Genomic DNA, 20,383 nt, shown 5'->3' with positions numbered 1-20,383 from the left:
TATTATCTTCATGGAGTATAAAAAACATATATAGATTGAATTTACCCCAAACTATATATGTTCATCCGCTTGAAATGCAAAAAAATACATTAAGTTAGTTGACCTGGTCTTTGACCCCACACTCGCCTGCTGGAACTTTCGCTACCCGGTACTATCCTCTCACTACTAATTCTCTCGTACTTAAACGGCAGGACTTACTTCTAAACCGCACCATGCTCATTAAAACTTTGTTTAATTTACGTGGATCGCTTTGCCTGCGACTAGCATCGACTTTCAACCACAAACCTAACTTAATATATACTAATATTATATACTACTTTTGCCGCAGTCAATACAATAACACATTTTGCTCCACTAAAAATCAAATTTTTGCACAAAAAAATCCAGTAGCACCTGTAGTAAAAACATCATCAACCAGAATAAGGTTCTTATTTGCTATAGTTTTTGTATTGCATGTTGTAAAGGCCTTAGATAAGTTTTCCCATCTCATTTTTCCGTTAAGTCCAATTTGATCACTTGTTTTTTTGTTCTTTGCTAGATATTCTTTTACGGGCAAATTAGTCCTTTTGGAAATTTCTTTTGCAAGCAGCTTACTTTGATTATATCCTCTTCTTTTCAAATCATTCTTTTCCATAGGAACGAAAGTTATTTCATCGAATTTTATATTATTTTTCATAATGAAATCATACATAAGGCTTCCTAGTGCTTCGCCGCACAGAAAATCTCTCCTATATTTTAGCTTTATAATCATTTCCTTTATACTTTTTGAATAATATGCAACACTATAAAACTTTATACGCAAGTTTTTTTTCTCTATATAAAATTCGTTTTTACACAAACTTATATTTTTAAAACATGAATTACATAAAAGTTTTTCATCAAATATTTTCTCCCCACATAAAACACATTTGTAATCCCTGCTATAGAGCACACTAAAAAAACAATCCAATAAATATTCTATATAAAAAATAATCCTTCTTCCCATGCTGATTTATTGAAATTCCTAGTTATATTTTTAGCCTTTTCTATTTCCTTATTCTCCTTATTGGTTATAAATATAACTTCTCCTTTCTTTTTATATCCTCCCTTTAACCTTCCACAAAAATATACAAGTGATTTATAATCAAATTTATTTTGCTCATAAAAATAAACTGCAATATTTATATTTTGTATATATTCACAAACTTTTTCAAAATCATTAGTTATAATTATAGCCCCATTAACTTTATTTAATACATTTTTAGGACTACTACCTCTCCTATACAATAAAATCCTTTTACCAATTCCTAATTTTAAATATGTCAAATATCCAAATAAATTTATCATCATATTTTCATCTAAAACTGGTATTATCACATTGTTTTTTATATTTATAAACCACTTAAGATATTCAAACACTACAAATGGCATATCTTTATTTATATTTACCCCTGTAGTTATAATTTTAGGCTCAACCATAGGAAGCATACCACTTCTTGCTGATATATATACTGTTCTACAATTATCAAACACACTTTCGATTGAATATACCACAACCTTACAATTATCATCCTTTAAGCTATCTAAAAGTTCTATAATTTCAATTTTACCATATTGCGGCAAACTTCCTATATCATCATAAATAATAATATCAAATTTTAAATCCAAGTAAAACGCATTCTGATAATTACACACAATAATTTTAGAATCTTCATATATCTTTTTACCCCTATAATACGAGTATCCTTTGAGTAGGGTTTTATCTTTTATTAATTTTAAAATTTCTATATTTCCATCATTTTCTTGAGTAATATACAATACTTTTTTACCGTTTTTTACATTTTCAATGATTAGTTCTAAAAAATTTCACAGGTATTATAAGGCGGAGAAACAACGTTAAGATATTTTTCTTTTCCGAAATTCCAGTTAAGTATATGATTTATTATATTTTCATATTTTTCAACTTTACTCATAAAAACTTTCCTTCCAAATAATAATTAATTTAGGTTTTATTTTAAATCATAGTCTTAATTTTTCTCTTCTCCATTCAACACTTCACTTATTCTCCATTCAAGCCCAGAATACCTTTTAAAACTCCTGTTATTGTTTATCATAAACTGAACAGCTTTCTTCTGTCCAACAATAACAACAAACTGTTTTGCCCTCGTAATTGCTGTGTACAAAAGATTTCTATTCATAAGAAGTGGTGGTCCAACAAATGCTGGCATAATCACAACTGGGAATTCACTTCCTTGGCTTTTATGAATAGTTACAGCATAGGCAAGCGATAATTCATCAAGGTTAAGTTTTTCATATACAACTTCCCTCTCATCATCAAACAATACTATCAAATTGCTGTCTTCATCTATATCATAGACAAAGCCTATATCTCCATTAAATACGCCCTCTCCTTCTTTTTCTCCTTCTCCTTTTATCCTTTTCCATTTAAGCATATAGTTATTTTTATTTTGCATAACCTTGTCACCTACTCTAAAAATAACATCTCTGTATTTAATTTCTTTTTTTAACTTATCTTTGGGATTTAAAACATTTTGAAGATTATTATTCATATTAATGACGCCCAAAGTTCCTTTTTTCATAGGAGTAATTATTTGTATATCTTTTATGCTATCCCAACTTCTATTATACTTAGGAAGCCTCTGACAGGTTAAGCTTAATATAGTATTTAATATTATGTCATGCTTTTCTTCACTTATAAAATAAAAATCATTATCTTTTTTATTTAGTATTGGCATTTCTCCATTATTTATTTTATGAGCATTCACTATAATCATACTTTCTTTAGCCTGCCTAAATATTTCTTTAAGCTTAAATACCTTAACACAATTGCTTTCTATTAAATCCCTCAAAACATTACCAGGACCAACTGATGGAAGTTGATCAACATCGCCTACTATAATAAGCCTGGTACCAAGTCCTATAGCTTTGAGTAAACTATGCATAAGCATTATATCTATCATTGAAGCCTCATCTATTATAATCACATCACATTGTAATATAGACTCATCTGGTTTTTCAAATAATTCTTCATCTTCATACCCAAGCTCTAGCATTCTATGAATAGTCCTCGCTTCACTGCCTGTAGCCTCTGACATTCTTTTTGCAGCTCTCCCAGTTGGTGCTGCCATAAATACCTTCATCGATAATTCTTCAAATATTGATGTTATGCACCTTATTATAGTTGTTTTTCCCGTTCCAGGTCCTCCTGTTATAATTTCAAACCCATTTTTAATTGCTCCTTCTATTGCCTCTTTTTGTGATGCTGCAAATTCTATGTTATTTTCCTTTTGAAACTTTTCTATTTCAGAATTTATATCTACATCAAGTTCTTTGTATTTATCATAAGCAAGAGTTATTATTTTTCTTGTAACTCCAAGTTCACTATAATAATATGGCATTGTATAAACACAATTTTCTTTATTTATAATTTCCACTTTTAACTTTTGAGAAAGAGTACATTCATATATCCCTTTTTCAATTTCATCCTTACGAACTTGAAGTATTTCTATAGACTTTTTTATTAAATCTTCTATTGGCATATATGTATTACCCATTGCACAAAATTCATTAACTACATAAGTTATACCGCTTTGAATTCTAAAAGGAGAGTTTGCTTCTATTCCAAGACTCCTAGCAATTTTATCCGCAGTCTTAAATCCAATCCCTGCTATTGTGTCCGTAAGTATGTATGGATTCTCTTTAACCACTTCTATAGCTTTTGATTTATATTTTTTGTATATTTTTACACACTGATTTGGAGTAACTCCATAGGTTTGAAGAAATATCATTATATTTCTTATTTCTCTTTGTTGAGAATAAGATTCATATATAAGTTCTATTTTTTTGTCTCCTATACCATCAATCTCCCTTAACCTATATACGTCATTGTCAAGTACCTCAAGTGTTTTGTCACCAAACTTATCAACTATTTTTTTTGCTGTTACAGGCCCTATACCTGAAATAACTCCTGATGCTAAATATTTTTCAATTCCAACTAGTGAATTTGGTAAAATTTCATCGCATTTTTCTACCTTAAATTGTTGACCAAATTGTGGATGAACAGTCCATTCTCCTGAAATTTTAAGTGATTGTCCTTCCATTATATATGGTATACATCCAGTTATGGTTATTTTCTTAGAATTTTCATCTTCGGTTATTGCAACCACATAACCATTTTCTTCATTTTTAAATACGATTGACTCAACCACACACTGAAGTTCTTCCATATTAAATCTCCTTACTATTAAAGTACTTTAGTTAAAAAAGAGATACTCCTATCATATCCCTACTTAGCTATTATAACGTTTTTTCATAATTTTCTCAATTACCATCACTTTTATAATTTCATAAAAAATATGCCTTTCTTGAAATAAACAGTTTTATTATTTTAACTGTCTACCGCAAGATGGCATATCATAACATTAGTTTTCTTACACTTTTAAATTGTTTTGCTTACAGTGAAACTAGCTCAATTACAAACTATATGTGCACCATAATCCCTTGAAGATTGGTATTTTGGTACATAAATAGCTTAAATTTCACAGTAGTTTCACTATAACACCATATTTAAAATAATTTTTTTATTTCTTCAACCTTATTTAACTTTTCCCAAGGAACATCAATATCAGTTCTTCCAAAATGTCCATAAGCTGCTACTTGCTTATATATAGGTCTTCTAAGATCTAAATCCCTTATTATTGCTCCAGGTCTTAAATCAAAAACCTTTTGAACTATTTCAACTATTTTATCATCTGAAATTTTTCCTGTTCCAAAAGTATCAATTTCTATAGAAACAGGCTTTGCAACACCTATTGCATATGCAAGTTCAATTTCTAGCTTATCTGCAACACCTGCTGCCACAAGATTCTTAGCTACCCATCTTGCAGCATAAGCAGCAGATCTATCAACTTTTGTAGGGTCTTTTCCTGAAAAAGCTCCACCACCATGTCTACCATATCCACCGTAAGTATCAACGATTATCTTTCTTCCAGTAAGTCCTGAATCGCCTTGAGGTCCTCCAATAACAAATCTTCCCGTAGGATTTATATAATATTTAGTATCCTTATCTAGAAGCTCAGCAGGTATCACTGGTTTTATAATTTTCTCAATAACATCTTTTTCAATTTGTTCATGAGTTGCTTTTGGGCTATGCTGCGTCGATACAACTACAGCATCAATTCTTACAGGTTTATTATCATCATATTCAACAGTAACCTGAGTTTTACCATCTGGTCTTAGATAATCTATAGTGTTATCTTTTCTTACATCAGAAAGTCTCTTGGCAAGCTTATGAGCAAGAGCTATTGGCATTGGCATATATTCTGGTGTTTCATTTGTTGCAAAACCAAACATCATACCTTGGTCACCAGCACCTATTGCGTCTATTTTATCCATTTCACCTTTTTTTAGCCTCTAATGCTTCATCAACTCCCATTGCAATATCACTTGATTGTTCATCTATAGATGTAACAACAGCACACGTATCACAATCGAATCCATATTTAGCTCTTGTATATCCTATTTCCCTTATAGTCTTTCTCACAACACTTGGAATATCGACATAACAGTTAGTTGATATTTCACCCATTACATTAACAATTCCAGTTGTAACAGTTGTTTCACAAGCAACTCTAGCATTTTTATCTTTTTCAAGTAATGCATCTAATACAGCATCTGAAACTTGATCACATATTTTATCTGGATGACCTTCAGTTACAGACTCAGATGTAAATAATCTCTTCATTTAATATTCCTCCCTATAAAAAATTAAAGTCTCTTCAATAAGAAGAGACTTTTAAATTCAAATCTCTCTTATCTTGCAGGAAACTGCAGGAATTGGCACCTTAATGCACATGCACCGGTTGCCGGGTTTCATTGGGCCATTTCCCTCCACCTCTCTTGATAAGAGTCAAATAAATACTATTTACATTATATCATTTTTCAGTATAAAACAAAAGACACTATTGTGTCAATTAGTGGTGGAGGAAGATGGATTCGAACCATCGAAAGCTGAGCTAACAGATTTACAGTCTGCCCCCTTTGGCCACTCGGGAATTCCTCCACATTTGGTGCTGGCAGTAGGAATTGAACCCACAACCTACTGATTACAAGTCAGTTGCTCTACCAATTGAGCTATGCCAGCTTATTAAGTTTTATATGGTGGGCACTACAGGGCTCGAACCTGTGACCCTCTGCTTGTAAGGCAGATGCTCTCCCAGCTGAGCTAAGCGCCCATATTAATGGTGGAGGAAGATGGATTCGAACCATCGAAAGCTGAGCTAACAGATTTACAGTCTGCCCCCTTTGGCCACTCGGGAATTCCTCCACATTTAAATTAAGTTTTATCATCCGGCTTAAGGCTTCTCTCTCGCACCGACAAATAGTAGTATACCTTGATACTATAAAAAAATCAACGCTAATTATATACCATAATTTATAATTAACTTAAAATAAATACCTTTTTCTCGTTATTTCTCACTTTTATACATATAGTTATAATTCCTTATATGACATAAATTCTTAAGCCTCTAATAGCTTATTTAAAGATAAGTCAATTTAATTTCACTTAACAATATTTTTTCATTTATACTCATAAAAAAATAAATATTAATTAAAAAAGCCTCATATAGATTATTAGGAGGTGATTTTATTGAATAAAATAAGAACTTTATACAATGCTCCAATGTCCTATTATAAAATTTCCAATTTTCTACAAAAATATATAAATGATAACACAATAATTGTATGTATTGGAACAGATAGATGTATTGGAGATTGTCTTGGTCCCATGGTAGGCACAATGCTAAAAGAAAAATTCTTTCCTTTAAATGTCTATGGAACAATTTCCGATCCAATACATGCTCTAAATTTAGATAAGAGATTATCAGAAATTAAAAGCAAGCATATTTCATCAACAATCATTGGCATAGATGCTTGCCTAGGAGATGCTGAAAATATAGGTGAAATACAAATACGCGATTATGCAATACATCCAGGAAAAGGCGTTGGAAAATCACTTCCAGATGTAGGTGAAGTATCTATAATAGGAATAGTAGATTCATGCGAGAGTAATGAACTATTTACAAACAGAAATATACGCTTGAATTTAATATTTCAAATGTCAAAAACCATAACCCAAGCAATACTTCATTCCTATTATCTTTATATTAATTTTAACAATATAGCCTCAATTCCAAAGCAAAATTAACCCCTATTAATATGTATGTATTTTTATATAAAATTCTATAAACCAAAATAGAGAGATACATTCTCCCTATTTTGGTTATGCTTACAAAATTGTAAATATAACCAATTTTGCAAATCATCTATTATTCTATTAAAGTTATATCATCTACCGTTAAATCTAATTTATCTACATAGTCAAGAACTTTTCCAGTTCCTAAAGCCACACATGATATAGGATCTTCTGCAACATATACAGGTACTCTTGTAATTTCCTCAATAAGCTTATCTAAGCCATTTAGTAATGCTCCACCACCAGTCATAGTTATTCCTTTATCTGATATATCTGCTGCAAGTTCTGGTGGCGTTTTCTCAAGTACTGAATGGGCGCAATCAGCTATCGAATTTACAGCATCCTTAAGTGCTTCTCTCATCTCTTCTGAAGAAACCTCAACATTTTTAGGAAGACCTGTTATAAGGTCTCTTCCTCTAATTTCCATAGTTTCTTCCATTTCTTTTTTGTAGGCCGATCCAATATTTATTTTTAAGTCCTCCGCTGTTCTTTCACCAATCATTAATTTATGTTTTTTTCTTATGTATTTTATGATAGACTCATCAAACATATCTCCAGCTATCTTTATTGAACTTCTAACTACCATACCACCGAGCGAAATTACAGCTATATCTGTTGTACCACCACCAATGTCTATCACCATATTACCACTTGCTTTAGTAATATCAAGTCCAGCACCTATTGCTGCTGCTAATGGTTCTTCTATCAAGCAAACTTTCTTTGCTCCAGCATTGACAGCAGCATCTTTTACTGCTCTCTTTTCTACACCAGTAGCTTCACATGGAATACATATTACAATCTTAGGTGCAGACATTCTTCTTTTTCCGCAAGCTTTTTGTATAAAATGTTTAAGCATTTTCTCAGTTATATCATAATCAGAAATAACCCCATCTCTTAATGGACGTATTGCAACTATGTTTCCCGGTGTCCTTCCAATCATCTGCCTTGCTTCTTCTCCAACAGCTAAAACTTCATTTGTATTACGATTTATAGCAACAACAGACGGTTCCTTTAAAGTTATTCCTTTTCCTTTTAAGTATACAAGAACGGTAGCTGTACCTAAATCTATACCCATATCATTTCCTATACTAAAAAACATTCCTCTATTCACTCCATCTCCTACGTTTATTTTTTACAATTTAAACTATTTTTAGAAATACATAAAAGTACTTCTTTATATTATTATAGTAGGAATGTTTTTAACCTTCAATAGCTTTGTATTTCATTTTAGTAGCTTTACCACCTCTTATATGTCTTTCTGCTTTATTAAGTTCAAGTACGCCTTTAGCCATTTCGGCTATTTGAGGATTTATTTGAGGTAATCTCTCTGTCATATCCTTGTGTATAGTACTCTTACTTACACCAAATACTTTAGCAGTTTTCCTGATAGTAGCTTTAGATTCGATAATATATTTTGCAACTTCCATAACTCTTTCCTCAATGTAATCTTTCAAAGTTGCTGCCTCCTTAACCCTTCTATTTAATAAATATGCGCTTACAACATCATAAATTACTTTTGTAAATTCATTTATAACCTTTTAAAAATCAATTTTCTATTTTGTATTTAACATTTTTTCCGGATCAACAGCTAAATATGTTCCATCCTTTTGTTTTTGATCAATTTCAAAATAAACACAACTTGTATCTGTAAGTAATTTATTACTATAATTACTGTCACCTATTTTTCCTAAAACTTGACCTTGTTTAACACTGTCGTTTGTTTTTACACCTATGCTTTTTTCATCTAAATTGTCATATATTGTAATATAGCCATTATTCTCATTTAAGACGGTAACCTTACCTCCATCGACAGACTTAACTATTCCGTCCATAGCTGCAGATACATTTATGTCCTTATCAGGTTTAATATATTCACCCTGAACAGTAGTATATTTACCATTTTTTGAATACCATGTATCATATTTCACAGCTACATTTCCATTTTGAACTGGTTTTACGAAAAACTTCTTTACAACATTACTAGTAGATGCTGGCACTGAATTCTGTTCAGTTTTTTTAGTTAAGTTAGTATTTTTATTAACCTGCTCTGCATTTTCTATATTTTTACTTGCTGCATTATTTTTTTCTTTATCTTTTGATAATTTCATGGAAGTTTTTGAACCTTCCTCAGATTTATTTGATTTTTGTTGCGTTTGTTTAACAGATGAAACATTTTTACTTTTAGGTTTTAAATTAACGTATGCTGCTGCCCCTGCAATAATGCATAAGCATACAAATAAAGCTATATAAAACCCATCCTTTTTGAATAAATCACTAAATTTACTTTGACCTTTATTTTGGTTTTTATTCCAATCGTTGTTCATTACTAACACCTCCATTTAGTATTGTGTCCATAACCTAGAAAAAATACATTTTATATTATTTTTTTTAGAATTTAATGTAAAAAAAATGCCAAGTAACAATATTTAGGTATATTAAATGAAATTAATAATCTAGATATTGTTACTTCGCTAAAACTTGAAAAGCATAAATTTAAAATCAGTGCATAGTTCTCATTTTACAATGCACAGTTATAGTTGATTTTCCTCCGTTCTGCTTTTGTATAACCTTGGTATTTGTATTTCTTAATTTTACTATATATACATTATTTAAGTGTTTTAATCTCAACTCCTGTATAATAATGCTTAAGTATTTCGTCATACTTTCTTCCATTTTTGGCCATAGCTCAGCTCCCCATTGGCTCATTCCGAGTCCATGCCCATAACCGGTACAATCAAATTCAAATCCATTAATGTTGTATTTTATTTGAAAATTAGTAGAATTCAGACCTATGATACTTCTAAATTTAGTTCCTGTCATAGTTGTATTTCCAACTTTTATAGTTTTCACACTGCCTGTTTTATTTCTAGATAAAACACTTACACTATTTCTAACATTAAATAAATTAATCTTACTGTTAGAAAATGCATCATTAACTTTATTTATAAAATTTATATAGCTAATATCCACCTTGCTCTTATATTTTCTTACGCTTTCTTCACCAGGACTTGGCACACTTTTTAAATATTTAATATTTTCTCCAAGTACTTCTTTAGCATCTTCAGTTTCACCGCTGCTTACAGCAAAATAATATGGTTCCATTACTAATTTATTATTGTATACAAGTACTTGTCCACTAGTTTCTTTAACTGCTTCACTCACTTTGTTCCAGTACTCCTCTTTAAACTTTTCAGGCCATTTACTAAGCCTTTCTTCTTTGCTCATATAAACTTGACAATCAATTGAATCCGTAACATCAGCGCCATGTGCCCCTTTATATTTTGTTCCACCATAATTCTCCATATGTGCCGCCGCAAAAGTTCTTGCTGCAACAGCCTGTGCCTTAAGGGCTTCTTTATCAAATTCAACTGGCATTTCAGAGCAAACTACTCCAACAATATAATCTTCTAAGTTTATATTGATTATTTTTTTACTGTTAGTAATATATACATTTATATTGCTTTTATTTTCTTTAATTTCATTTTGTTTATTAAAATCATATTTTATTTTAGGCAATATATTTAAAGTATTCTTACCTACTCCAACCAAAAGTATAGATACTGTAAAAATGAATATTAAGCAAAAAGCTAAGACAAGTACAATCTTTTTTATCATTTTTTCATCCCCCAGCTCGCAGAATTTTGTACCGAAAATAAAAAATCAGCTTTCTATTATATTATTTGATATTATAGTTAAATATTACTTCATTTAATTTATATGACCAAAGATATTATAAAAAGCAATGATCATAAATTTTATCAACATTAATTACTTATATAGATAGACAACTTCAAACTTTAAAATTGCAATGTCCAAATTTATCCTGATAACCTGGAAGTTGATTCAGAGCACAGAGTACAAAGTACAGAGTACAGTGAAGGTGGATTTACCTTTTGTTTCTCTCAGGTAAATCTTAGAACTTAATAGTGTCAGCTACGCTGAGCACTATATTTTAAGCGCTTTGCGTGCATTAAGTTTAAAGATTTTTTGTAGCTACAAACTGGAAGTTGATTCAGAGCACAGAGTACAAAGTGCAGAGTACAGTGAAGGTGGATTTACCTTTCGTTTCTCTCAGGTAAATCTTAGAACTTAATAGTGTCAGCTACGCTGAGCACTATATTTTAAGCGCTTTGCGTGCATTAAGTTTAAGATTTTTTGTAGCGACAGCGGAGAAAAATCATCCTTCACTGTACTCTGTCCTCTGTACTCTGTACTCTGAGTTAAATTCCAGTTTATCAGGATAAATTTGGAGATTGCAATTTTAAAGTTTCAAGTTGTCTATCTATAAAATTTTTATTTAAATTGATGAGGAGGTAAAGTTAATGAAATTTGATCTTAAAACTTCAGTGGTAAAAACCCGTGAAAAGCGTCTTGGAACTATAATTGGTTGGAGAACTGGAAAAGCTTCAGAGTTATCTAAAGATTCTGCATTTACCTGCGCTGGATGTAAGGGCAACGGAGGAAAGAGGCTTTGTGAAGCTGTAGGCCCATTTACACAAGGTTCAACGTGTAGTGAGCAGATGGTGGAGTGTCAGGCTGGAAATGTAAGAGATGCAGTTTTAATTCAGCATGCACCAATAGGCTGTGGAGCTGGTCAAATATCATACAATTCCATATATAGAAATGGTTTAGCTATTAGAAATTTGCCAATTGAAAATATAAAGATAATAAATACTAATATGAAGGAAACAGATACAGTGTTTGGAGCACTTGATAAATTAGAACAATCTATAAGAGATGCGTGGGATAGACATCATCCAAAAGCAATTTTTGTTGGGACCTCTTGTGCTGCAGGAATAATTGGAGAGGATATAGATAGCATAACAACTAAAATGCAGGAAGAACTTAAGATACCAATCATTCCAATACCCTGCGAAGGATTTATGTCAAAACATTGGAGTACAGGTTTTGATGCAACACAGCATGGAATCTTAAGGCAGATAGTTAATAAGCATCCCCAAAAACAAGAAGATTTGGTTAATGTAATAAATCTCTGGGGAAGTGATGTTTTTACACCAATACTTAAAGAACTAGGTCTTAGGGTAAATTATGCTGTAGACCTAGCAAAGGTTGAAGACCTTGAAAAGCTTTCGGAAGCAGCAGCTACTGTTACATTTTGTCATACTTTATCATCTTATATTGGGGCTGTTTTAGAAGAACAATTCGGAGTACCAGAGGTTAAAGCGCCACAGCCGTATGGAATTGCCGGTACAGATGCCTGGATACGAGAACTTGCGAAGGTGACACATAGGGAGGAAAAGGCAGAGGCTTATATAGAAAGAGAACATGAAAGAATAGCTCCAAAATTGAGAGAACTTAGAAGACTTTTAAATGGTAAAAAAGGCTATGTTGCAACAGGTTCTGCATATGCACATGGGCTTATTGCAGTGCTTAAAGAGCTTGGAATTCAGGCTGATGGCTCGCTTGTATTTCATCATGATCCTGTGTATGACAATAATGATGAAAGTAAGGATTCTTTAGCTTTTTTGGTAAAGCACTACGATGATGTTCCAAACTTTAGTGTAAGCAACAAACAGCAATATCAGTTTTATGGATTACTTAAAAAAGTAAAACCAGATTTTATTCTTATAAGACATAATGGTCTTGCTCCACTTGCTTCACGTATGGGAATTCCAGCTGCACCACTTGGTGATGAACATCATGCTGTAGGTTATCAGGGAATTCTAAATTTAGGTGAAACAATTCTTGAAATACTTGCACATAAAAAATTTTCATGAAGATTTATCTAAGCATGTAAAACTGCCATATACAAAGTGGTGGCTTGAGCAAACAGATCCATATATACTTGAAAAGCAAAATTATGCTGTGGGGAAGGAGTGAGGATAGTGTCTAATTCAATTGAGCAGGTTAGGTATGGCTGTGCTATTGGGGCAATGCATAGTGTCTTTGCAATTCCAAGAGTAATTCCAATTACCCACTGTGGACCAGGTTGTGCTGATAAGCAAACTGCAAATATAAGTTTTTATAATGGATTTCAAGGTGGAGGATACGGAGGAGGTTCTGTTGTACCTAGCACTAATATACATGAAAAAGAAGTTGTATTTGGAGGTGCTAATAGACTTAGAGAACTAATTGAAGCTTCCTTCAAGGTTTTGGATGCAGATTTATTTGTAGTTATGACGGGCTGTATTCCGGATATTGTAGGAGATGATGTTGGCGCTGTAGTTGGTGAATTTCAAGACAAGAATTTTTCCAGTAGTATATGCGGAAACAGGAGGGTTTAAAGGAAATAATTTTATAGGACATGAATTAGTGACAGAGGCCATTATTAATCAATATGTAGGAGATTATGATGGCCCTAAGCAAAAGGGTCTTTTAAATGTGTGGTCACTTCTTCCGTATCACAATACTTTTTGGAGAGGTGATCTTACAGAAATCAAGAGGATTTTAGAAGGCGTAGGCTTTGAGGTAAATATTTTATTTGGTCATGAAAGCAAAGGCATTTCTGAATGGAAAAATATTAAGAAAGCACAATTCAATTTAGTTTTATCCCCATGGCTTGGACTTAAAACTGCAGAGCATCTAAAAAGCAAATACAATCAGCCATATTTGCATATTCCTGTGATACCAATAGGAGCTAAAGAAACCAGTGAATTTTTAAGAAAAGTTGTTGATTTTGCGGGAATTGATAAAAGCAAGGCTGAGAAATTTATTGAAGCTGAAGAGAAAAGATATTATCAGTATTTAGAGGATTTTTCTGATTTTTATGCGGAGTACTGGTGGGGGCTTCCGGCTAAATTTGCCATTGTAGGTGATAGTGCATATAATTTAGCTATAACAAAGTTTTTAGTGAATCAGCTTGGATTGATACCTGCAAAACAAATTATAACTGAAAATCCGCCTCAAAAATATAGAGATATCATTAGAGAAGAATATAAACATATAGCAGAGGATGTTTCATTAGATGTGGAATTTGAAGAAGATAGTTACACAATTCATGACAAAATAAGAGAAACTGATTTTGGACATAAACCACCAATTATATTTGGAACTACATGGGAAAGAGATTTGACAAAAGAATTGAAGGGTTCTATAGTTGAAATAGGATTTCCAGCGTCTTATGAAGTTGTTATATCAAAGTCCTATATAGGATATAAGGGAGCACTTACTTTGCTTGAAAAAATATATACTACTATAGTTAGTGCAAGTGCTTAATTGTATTTGAGGTAATGATATATAACAAATCTGTACTTTTTTTTTTTATTTTTTCAAATTTTCTTAGCATTTTTAAAATTTACTCATATATACAAGGTGAAAGGGGTTGATAATATGGCAGCAAATGCTACTAAATTTCAAACAGCAATTCAACTTGTATATTCATTAGGTAAAGGAGCAGACGGAAAAGATAAAGAAAAGACAGTTAAATTTTCAAATGTAGATATTACAGCTACAGATGATGATATTTATGCAGTTGCAAATGTTCTAGCGTCACTTATGTCAGTTTCAGTAACCGGAGTAGAAAAGGTAGATCATAGTAAAATTATAAATGGATAATAGGAGGGATTTAAATGGCTAAAAATTTAGTTATGACATTTTTAACTGATACAGGTAAAAAGGCATCTTTAAATGTTTCGAATGTAAAGGACGATATTACTAAGGATGAAGTTTCAAATGCAATGAATACTATAATTACTAAAGGTATATTTGACACATCTAATGGTAAGTTTTCTAAGATAGATTCTGCTAGAATAGATGAAAAAAATTCTACTTCTTTAATATAAAAATAATTTCAAATAAGTCGGATTACATCGTAAGGTGTAGCCCGACTTTTATTGTTTTATTTATAAATATACTGTATAATAAGATATAAGATTAAGGGAAGGTGATCTATTGATGAAAGCAAGTGCAGTTGATATAAAAAAAATAGTAGCTGATAAAAATCTAAACATAGGATTTCAACCAGTAGTATCTGTAATACAAAAGTCAGTAATAGGACTTGAAGCGATTTTTTTAGGAGTCTCCGATGAAAAAAGGTAAAAATATACCCCCATCAAAACTTTTTAAACTCGCTGAAAAGGAAGGAATTGCAATAGAACTTGATAGGCTATATAGGGAAAAAGCTATCGAAAGATTTCAGAATCTTTGCAAAGATAACAAAGAACTGCTTTTGTTTATAAACATAAATATAGCTATAATTGATAAGTATATTGGTTCTGGAATAATAATGAATCAAATATCAGATAGCAATATATCAGCTAAAAATGTTGTCCTTGAAATTGTAGAAGAGAAAATAGATAATGTTGAATCTCTAAAGCAATTCATATATCTATATAGAAGCAAAGGGTTTCTCATATCACTTAAAAATCTTGGCGCTGGTTTTGTAAATATGGATAAAATATCATATGTAGAACCAGACATAATAAAAATAAATAAAGCTATAACAAAAGGAATAGAATTGGATTATTACAAACAAGAAATATTTAAATCTCTTGTTAATCTTTCAAAGAAAATAGGGGCTCTTGTAGTATGTGAAGAAATAGAGACTGAACAAGAAGCCATGATAATAATGGAGCTTGGCGCTGATATGCTTGAAGGAGAATATTTTAGAAATAATAATGATATTACCGACAGCAATATAGGTGAACTTAAAGAGTTTATAAGCGAAACAGCAGCAAAGTATAAAGATTATATGCAAGAAGAAATACATGCAAGAGAGGATATTCACAAAAGTTATGATGATATAATTAGCAAAGTACTGGAAAAACTTTCGCAATCTAAAGAGGGTAAATTCCAAGAAATCATTGATAAAGTTATTGAAAAATACAGTGAATTAGAATGTGCATATATATTAGATAAAAATGGAGTCCAAATTGGTGATACATCTACAAAATGTACTAATATGCGTGAGCAAAGAGCACTCATATTTCAGCCTGCAAAAAACGGAACTGATCATTCCTTGAAGAAATATTATTATTACTTAAAGAGTATGAGCCTTGAAAAATATGTTACTGAACCGTATATATCTCTTGCGACAGGTAATTTATGTATAACAATATCAGCCGCATTTAAAAATTTAGATAGCAGTGAATATATACTATGTATAGATTTTAATCCGGATTACATAAATATGTAAATAATAATTATATAATTAGATACAAAAGAGATAAATATAACAGTAAATGCAATAAAAGGTGCTCAATTTGTGCACTTTTTATTGTATTATTATAAAAAGTTATATGTGATGTACCGATAATTAAAGTTTTAACAAGGTGCTTTTATGAGACTAGGGTAGTTTTATTATATATTTTTGATTGCGGGGGATTAAAATGGATAGCAATAATAGTCATAAAGGAAATGAAGGTGAGTTGAAAGGTTTATGTAAAATAAGTACAATACTTTTATTTTTGGGGGCAGCGGCATTGTTGTATATGGCATTGCTAGCCATTTTTACAAATAGCAAAATATATGTGGGCACTATAGAGCTGTTTAATCTGTTATTAAAACTGTGTATGCTTATGTCGGTTACAATTGCCTATAAAATTTCTCATAAAGCAGTATTTATGTATTTAGAAATAATTCTTGGAGTTATTTCAATAATAAATATTGTTTTTTTCATTGCAATTATTAAGGATAGAAATATTGTAAATGATGTTCCAAACACTTTTTATATACTCAAGTTTATAATGCAGAGTATAGTATATACATCAGCAATTGTATTTTCTAAAATATTAAAAACTTCAGTTAATGATAAAATATTAAAAAAAGTCCAGATCATATATGGGCTAATACCTTTGTTGATTGTAACAATAGTAGAGGCTAAAGAAAAATATTTTAATTCTTATAATACTTTAAAACTACAAGATATAATAGGCTTTGGTAAACTTCTATTTTTATTAATACTTTTTGTATGTTTGATTATAATATATAAGAATTCAAGTAAGTTTCGAAATGTTGGAATTTTAAGAAGCCTTATAACAGCTGATATTATACTTATGGTTTCACATATAATATCTCTAAAATTCATACCGATTTTTTATTATTTATACGGGTATAGTGAGTTTTTTTCTTTAATAGGAACGGCTATTATATGTGATGTTATAATTAAAACTACACTACAAAACCAAGTGGGTAATTTACGTAAACAGATAAATGATAAAAGTAATGAAATTAATAGTTTAAAAAATGCATATAAAAATATTTTTGAGTTTATGTCAGATGGAGTTATCATAAGAAGTGATAATGATATTGTTTTTGCAAATAATTCTATGATAGAAATGACAAAAGCTTGTTCATGTGAAGAATTTAAAGGGTTTAACGTCATAAAACTTATAGGAAGTGAATATATTAAAAAATTTAATCAATATAACAAATTACTTTGCCAAGGTAAAGAAATAAGTGGTATTAAGGAAGAAATAGTTTGCTTTGACGGCAATAGAATTATGGTAGAGGTTAACTCAACAAAAGTGAATATAGATGGTAAAGACATGATACTGAGTGTTGTGAAGAACCTTTCGAAGCAGATGAAAGCAGAGAAAAATGAAAAGGAACTTATACAAGCAAAAAATAAAGACAAATTAAGAGGGGAATTCTTTGCAAATGTGTCTCATGAACTTAGGACTCCAATAAACGTTATATATAGTTCACTCCAAGTTATGCAAATGCATATGGAAAAGGATAATATAAAAGATGATAAAATTGAATGTTATATGAAGGTTATAAAACAAAATTGCTATAGACTTTTAAGAATTATAAGTAATTTAATTGATATAACAAAAATTGAAGCTGGATTTTTAAAACCTAATGTAGCTAGGCGTGAAATTGTAAGTTTGGTTGAGAATATATCAATGTCTATAGTTACATATCTTCATGAGAAAAATATGGATCTTATATTTGATACAGATGTAGAAGAAAAATATGTTGATTGTGATTCAGATATGATAGAGAGAGTTATGCTTAATTTATTTTCAAATGCTGTAAAGTTTAGAAAGAATGATGGACATGTGTGGGTTAATATACACGATACCAGAGACGGAAGTATAACAATAGAAGTGAAAGATGATGGTATAGGTATTCCTGAACAAAAGCAGTATTTGATTTTTAAAAGATTTACTCAGGTAGATAATTCCTTAATAAGAAGATCTAAGGGAAGTGGAATTGGATTATCTCTTGTAAAGTCCATAATTGAAATGAATTCTGGAACAATAAGATTTGAAAGTAAAGAAAATATAGGGACGAAATTTATAATAAAACTTCCATCAGATGATAATCAAGTAATTGATGACTATAACAGTGTTAAATCTATATCTGATAGCAATATCGATAATACGAAAGAAAAGGTCAATATAGAGTTTGCAGATATATGCAATTAGGCAATTATTATATAAGTTTATTGTAGATATGTATATAGCAAATTTGTGTGTTGTGTGATAAAATTATATGGTAAAATGTTACACTAATTAAAAATTAAGGAGGAATATTATTTATGTATTGTCCAACATGTGGATCAGAGAATCCTGATGAAGCAAAGATTTGTGAAAAATGTGGAGCAAGTTTAACAGAAGACATTCAAAATGTAGGTAACAGTAAAATTAGTGATGAATATGAAGTTGAGTACACTGGAGTCTTTAAAAGAATTTTAGCCTATATTATTGACAGTATAATTTTATTTATAGTTGAGATGATTATAGGAAAGTTAGTGGGATATAGTTCTCTTACAGCGTCATTAAATATTGCATCTGGTAAAGCTATTGATGTTCAAGCATTTAGAACTTATACAATAATAACTTTAATAATAACAATTGCATATTTTATATTTTTAGAAAGTTCACCAAAACAAGGTTCCCTTGGAAAGATGCTGCTTGGAATGAAAATAACCAATGAGGATGGTAGGAGAATATCTATAGTAACTGCTTTGGAGAGATTTGTAATATTTTATGTTTTTTCAATAGTTACTGATATTTTGTATATAATTCAAGGACCACCAAAATTAAATGCTGGTGTTAGCGCAGCATCAATAGTATCGTACGTAGGATTTGCATACACTATTGTAATATTTATATTTATGCTTTCATCAGAGTATAAGCAAGGACTTCATGATAAATTAGCAAAAACTTATGTTGTAAATAAATAAAGATATGTTTTAAATAAGTGTAAAAATTAACTCTTATTTAGAACAAAACCATAAATGATAAGACCTATGGGATATTAATCCTGTAGGTTTTTTGTTTATAATTATTTATTTTTATGATAAAATATATGATTATAGTGTTATTCTTAAAAATTAGGAGAGATGAATATGCATAAGATTATAAAAATGCTTAAAGCTGCTGATGATGTATATATTATGGAATTTGAAGCCTCAAGAATAGCTAAAGCTTTTAAACCAGGGCAGTTTGTTATACTTAGAGTACATGAAAGAGGAGAAAAGGTACCTTTTTCGATTTGTGATGTAGATAAGGAAAAAGGGACTGTAACTATAGTTTTCAGAAAAGTGGGAAAAACTACTGAATATATGTCAAAACTTGAAAGTGGTCAGTTTATTTTAGATGCAACTGGACCTTTAGGGCAGCCATCTCAGTTATTAAAGATAAAAAATGAATCAAAGGAGAAGGTTCTTTTTATATCTGAAGATTCTGCATCTCTAAGAATTTATACTGAATTAAAATGTCTTCATGGTAATAATGTACATGCCGATGCTTTGCTGAGCTTTAAAAATAAGGATAGGCTGATGTTTAAAGAAGAAATAAGTAAAATAGCAAATAAAACATATATATCCTTCGAAGATGAGGATGGAGAATACAATGGCAACATAGATAAGGTTGCAAAACATATACTAGAAAATGAAGACTATACTTTGGTTGTTTGTATGGGTTCTGTTAAAATGATGAAGGAAGTTTGTGAGGTAACAAAGGAGAAAAACATAAAAACAATAGTTAGTCTTAATGTTTTAATGCTTGATGGAACAGGAATGTGCGGGGCATGTAGAGTAAATGTAGGAGAAGAGATAAAGTTTGCTTGTTCAGATGGACCAGAATTTGATGGTCATCTTGTAGACTTTGATGAAGTTATGATAAGACAAAACATATACTCAAGTTTTGAGGCAAAAAAGAAATACAGAGCGCAGCATGCAGGTAATGAAGCTGCAGTAGAGAAAGAGGGGTGCTAACC

General features: G+C 30.8%; 15 protein-coding genes, 4 tRNA genes, 3 pseudogenes and 1 riboswitch. Of the genes and pseudogenes, 10 read left to right on the top strand and 12 right to left on the bottom strand.

The window, feature by feature from the left end:
• Positions 1-361: 361 nt before the first annotated feature.
• The 8 genes and pseudogenes from AGR56_RS11025 to AGR56_RS10990 form a co-directional block, all read right to left on the bottom strand.
• A complete protein-coding gene (locus tag AGR56_RS11025) occupies positions 362-949 on the bottom strand; it encodes a ComF family protein (RefSeq protein WP_242851414.1) in 588 nt (195 codons plus the stop codon).
• 8 nt (positions 950-957) lie between these two features.
• Complete coding sequence (locus AGR56_RS11020; protein WP_053242279.1) at positions 958-1,797, bottom strand: hypothetical protein; 840 nt, start codon at positions 1,795-1,797, stop codon at positions 958-960.
• A 209-nt stretch (positions 1,798-2,006) separates the two neighbouring features.
• Positions 2,007-4,226, bottom strand: coding sequence for an ATP-dependent RecD-like DNA helicase (locus AGR56_RS11015; RefSeq protein ID WP_053242278.1), 2,220 nt, complete (start codon positions 4,224-4,226; stop codon positions 2,007-2,009).
• 340 nt (positions 4,227-4,566) lie between these two features.
• Positions 4,567-5,743, bottom strand: a pseudogene (gene metK / locus AGR56_RS11010) (methionine adenosyltransferase).
• Positions 5,744-5,808: 65 nt separating this feature from the next.
• Positions 5,809-5,908: riboswitch (SAM riboswitch) on the bottom strand.
• Positions 5,909-5,976: 68 nt separating this feature from the next.
• Positions 5,977-6,061 (bottom strand) — tRNA-Tyr (locus AGR56_RS11005).
• Between the two features lie 5 nt (positions 6,062-6,066).
• Positions 6,067-6,142 (bottom strand) — tRNA-Thr (locus tag AGR56_RS11000).
• A 15-nt stretch (positions 6,143-6,157) separates the two neighbouring features.
• Positions 6,158-6,233: transfer RNA gene (locus tag AGR56_RS10995), tRNA-Val, on the bottom strand.
• A gap of 7 nt (positions 6,234-6,240) precedes the next feature.
• Positions 6,241-6,325: transfer RNA gene (locus AGR56_RS10990), tRNA-Tyr, on the bottom strand.
• A gap of 324 nt (positions 6,326-6,649) precedes the next feature.
• On the opposite strand from AGR56_RS10990, the gene yyaC reads away from it, so the two are divergent.
• Complete coding sequence (gene yyaC / locus AGR56_RS10985; RefSeq protein WP_053242277.1) at positions 6,650-7,207, top strand: spore protease YyaC; 558 nt, start codon at positions 6,650-6,652, stop codon at positions 7,205-7,207.
• A 121-nt stretch (positions 7,208-7,328) separates the two neighbouring features.
• Here the strand turns inward: yyaC and AGR56_RS10980 are convergent, their stop codons facing one another.
• The 4 genes from AGR56_RS10980 to spoIID form a co-directional block, all read right to left on the bottom strand.
• Entirely contained in the window at positions 7,329-8,354 is a 1,026-nt protein-coding gene (locus tag AGR56_RS10980; protein WP_053243320.1) for a rod shape-determining protein, read from the bottom strand.
• 100 nt (positions 8,355-8,454) lie between these two features.
• Positions 8,455-8,709, bottom strand: a complete 255-nt coding sequence (gene spoIIID / locus AGR56_RS10975) for a sporulation transcriptional regulator SpoIIID (RefSeq protein WP_053242276.1) — start codon at positions 8,707-8,709, stop codon at positions 8,455-8,457.
• Positions 8,710-8,808: 99 nt separating this feature from the next.
• Positions 8,809-9,579: a M23 family metallopeptidase gene (locus tag AGR56_RS10970; protein ID WP_053242275.1), complete on the bottom strand. Its 771-nt coding sequence runs from the start codon at positions 9,577-9,579 to the stop codon at positions 8,809-8,811.
• Between the two features lie 175 nt (positions 9,580-9,754).
• Positions 9,755-10,870: a stage II sporulation protein D gene (gene spoIID, locus AGR56_RS10965; RefSeq protein WP_347460462.1), complete on the bottom strand. Its 1,116-nt coding sequence runs from the start codon at positions 10,868-10,870 to the stop codon at positions 9,755-9,757.
• A 707-nt stretch (positions 10,871-11,577) separates the two neighbouring features.
• Between spoIID and AGR56_RS10960 the strand changes: the two are divergent.
• From AGR56_RS10960 to AGR56_RS10925, 9 genes and pseudogenes are all read left to right on the top strand, one after another.
• Positions 11,578-13,096, top strand: a pseudogene (locus tag AGR56_RS10960) (nitrogenase component 1).
• A pseudogene (locus tag AGR56_RS10955) lies at positions 13,093-14,431 on the top strand (nitrogenase component 1). Before AGR56_RS10960 ends, AGR56_RS10955 begins: the two co-directional pseudogenes overlap by 4 nt.
• Before the next feature lie 114 nt (positions 14,432-14,545).
• On the top strand, positions 14,546-14,770 hold the full coding sequence (locus AGR56_RS10950; RefSeq protein ID WP_053242274.1) for a DUF1659 domain-containing protein: 225 nt from the start codon (positions 14,546-14,548) through the stop codon (positions 14,768-14,770).
• Positions 14,771-14,784: 14 nt separating this feature from the next.
• Positions 14,785-14,997 carry a DUF2922 domain-containing protein gene (locus AGR56_RS10945; protein WP_053242273.1) on the top strand — a complete coding sequence of 71 codons (213 nt, stop codon included), beginning with the start codon at positions 14,785-14,787 and terminating at the stop codon, positions 14,995-14,997.
• 109 nt (positions 14,998-15,106) lie between these two features.
• Positions 15,107-15,253 carry a hypothetical protein gene (locus AGR56_RS21825; RefSeq protein WP_242851413.1) on the top strand — a complete coding sequence of 49 codons (147 nt, stop codon included), beginning with the start codon at positions 15,107-15,109 and terminating at the stop codon, positions 15,251-15,253.
• Positions 15,240-16,349, top strand: coding sequence for an EAL domain-containing protein (locus tag AGR56_RS10940; protein ID WP_242851412.1), 1,110 nt, complete (start codon positions 15,240-15,242; stop codon positions 16,347-16,349). The genes AGR56_RS21825 and AGR56_RS10940 overlap by 14 nt, the downstream gene beginning before the upstream one ends.
• Before the next feature lie 193 nt (positions 16,350-16,542).
• A complete protein-coding gene (locus tag AGR56_RS10935; protein ID WP_053242272.1) occupies positions 16,543-18,585 on the top strand; it encodes a PAS domain-containing sensor histidine kinase in 2,043 nt (680 codons plus the stop codon).
• 113 nt (positions 18,586-18,698) lie between these two features.
• Complete coding sequence (locus AGR56_RS10930) at positions 18,699-19,346, top strand: RDD family protein (protein WP_053242271.1); 648 nt, start codon at positions 18,699-18,701, stop codon at positions 19,344-19,346.
• A gap of 165 nt (positions 19,347-19,511) precedes the next feature.
• A complete protein-coding gene (locus AGR56_RS10925) occupies positions 19,512-20,381 on the top strand; it encodes a sulfide/dihydroorotate dehydrogenase-like FAD/NAD-binding protein (protein ID WP_053242270.1) in 870 nt (289 codons plus the stop codon).
• Positions 20,382-20,383: the final 2 nt, after the last annotated feature.

Source organism: Clostridium sp. DMHC 10, from assembly GCF_001270375.1.
Taxonomy (GTDB): domain Bacteria; phylum Bacillota; class Clostridia; order Clostridiales; family Clostridiaceae; genus Clostridium_S; species Clostridium_S guangxiense.
The sequence above is the reverse complement of the archived record's forward strand: the minus strand, read 5'-3'. Positions and strand labels throughout refer to the sequence as shown.

Bases quoted from the DNA above. Each gene is read 5' to 3' on its own strand.
- AGR56_RS11015 (WP_053242278.1), bottom strand. From the start codon at position 4,226: ATGGAAGAACTTCAGTGTGTGGTTGAGTCAATCGTATTTAAAAATGAA.
- AGR56_RS10980 (WP_053243320.1), bottom strand. From the start codon at position 8,354: ATGTTTTTTAGTATAGGAAATGATATGGGTATAGATTTAGGTACAGCT.
- AGR56_RS10970 (WP_053242275.1), bottom strand. From the start codon at position 9,579: ATGAACAACGATTGGAATAAAAACCAAAATAAAGGTCAAAGTAAATTT.
- spoIID (WP_347460462.1), bottom strand. From the start codon at position 10,870: ATGATAAAAAAGATTGTACTTGTCTTAGCTTTTTGCTTAATATTCATT.
- AGR56_RS10950 (WP_053242274.1), top strand. From the start codon at position 14,546: ATGGCAGCAAATGCTACTAAATTTCAAACAGCAATTCAACTTGTATAT.
- AGR56_RS10945 (WP_053242273.1), top strand. From the start codon at position 14,785: ATGGCTAAAAATTTAGTTATGACATTTTTAACTGATACAGGTAAAAAG.
- AGR56_RS10940 (WP_242851412.1), top strand. From the start codon at position 15,240: ATGAAAAAAGGTAAAAATATACCCCCATCAAAACTTTTTAAACTCGCT.
- AGR56_RS10935 (WP_053242272.1), top strand. From the start codon at position 16,543: ATGGATAGCAATAATAGTCATAAAGGAAATGAAGGTGAGTTGAAAGGT.
- AGR56_RS10930 (WP_053242271.1), top strand. From the start codon at position 18,699: ATGTATTGTCCAACATGTGGATCAGAGAATCCTGATGAAGCAAAGATT.
- AGR56_RS10925 (WP_053242270.1), top strand. From the start codon at position 19,512: ATGCATAAGATTATAAAAATGCTTAAAGCTGCTGATGATGTATATATT.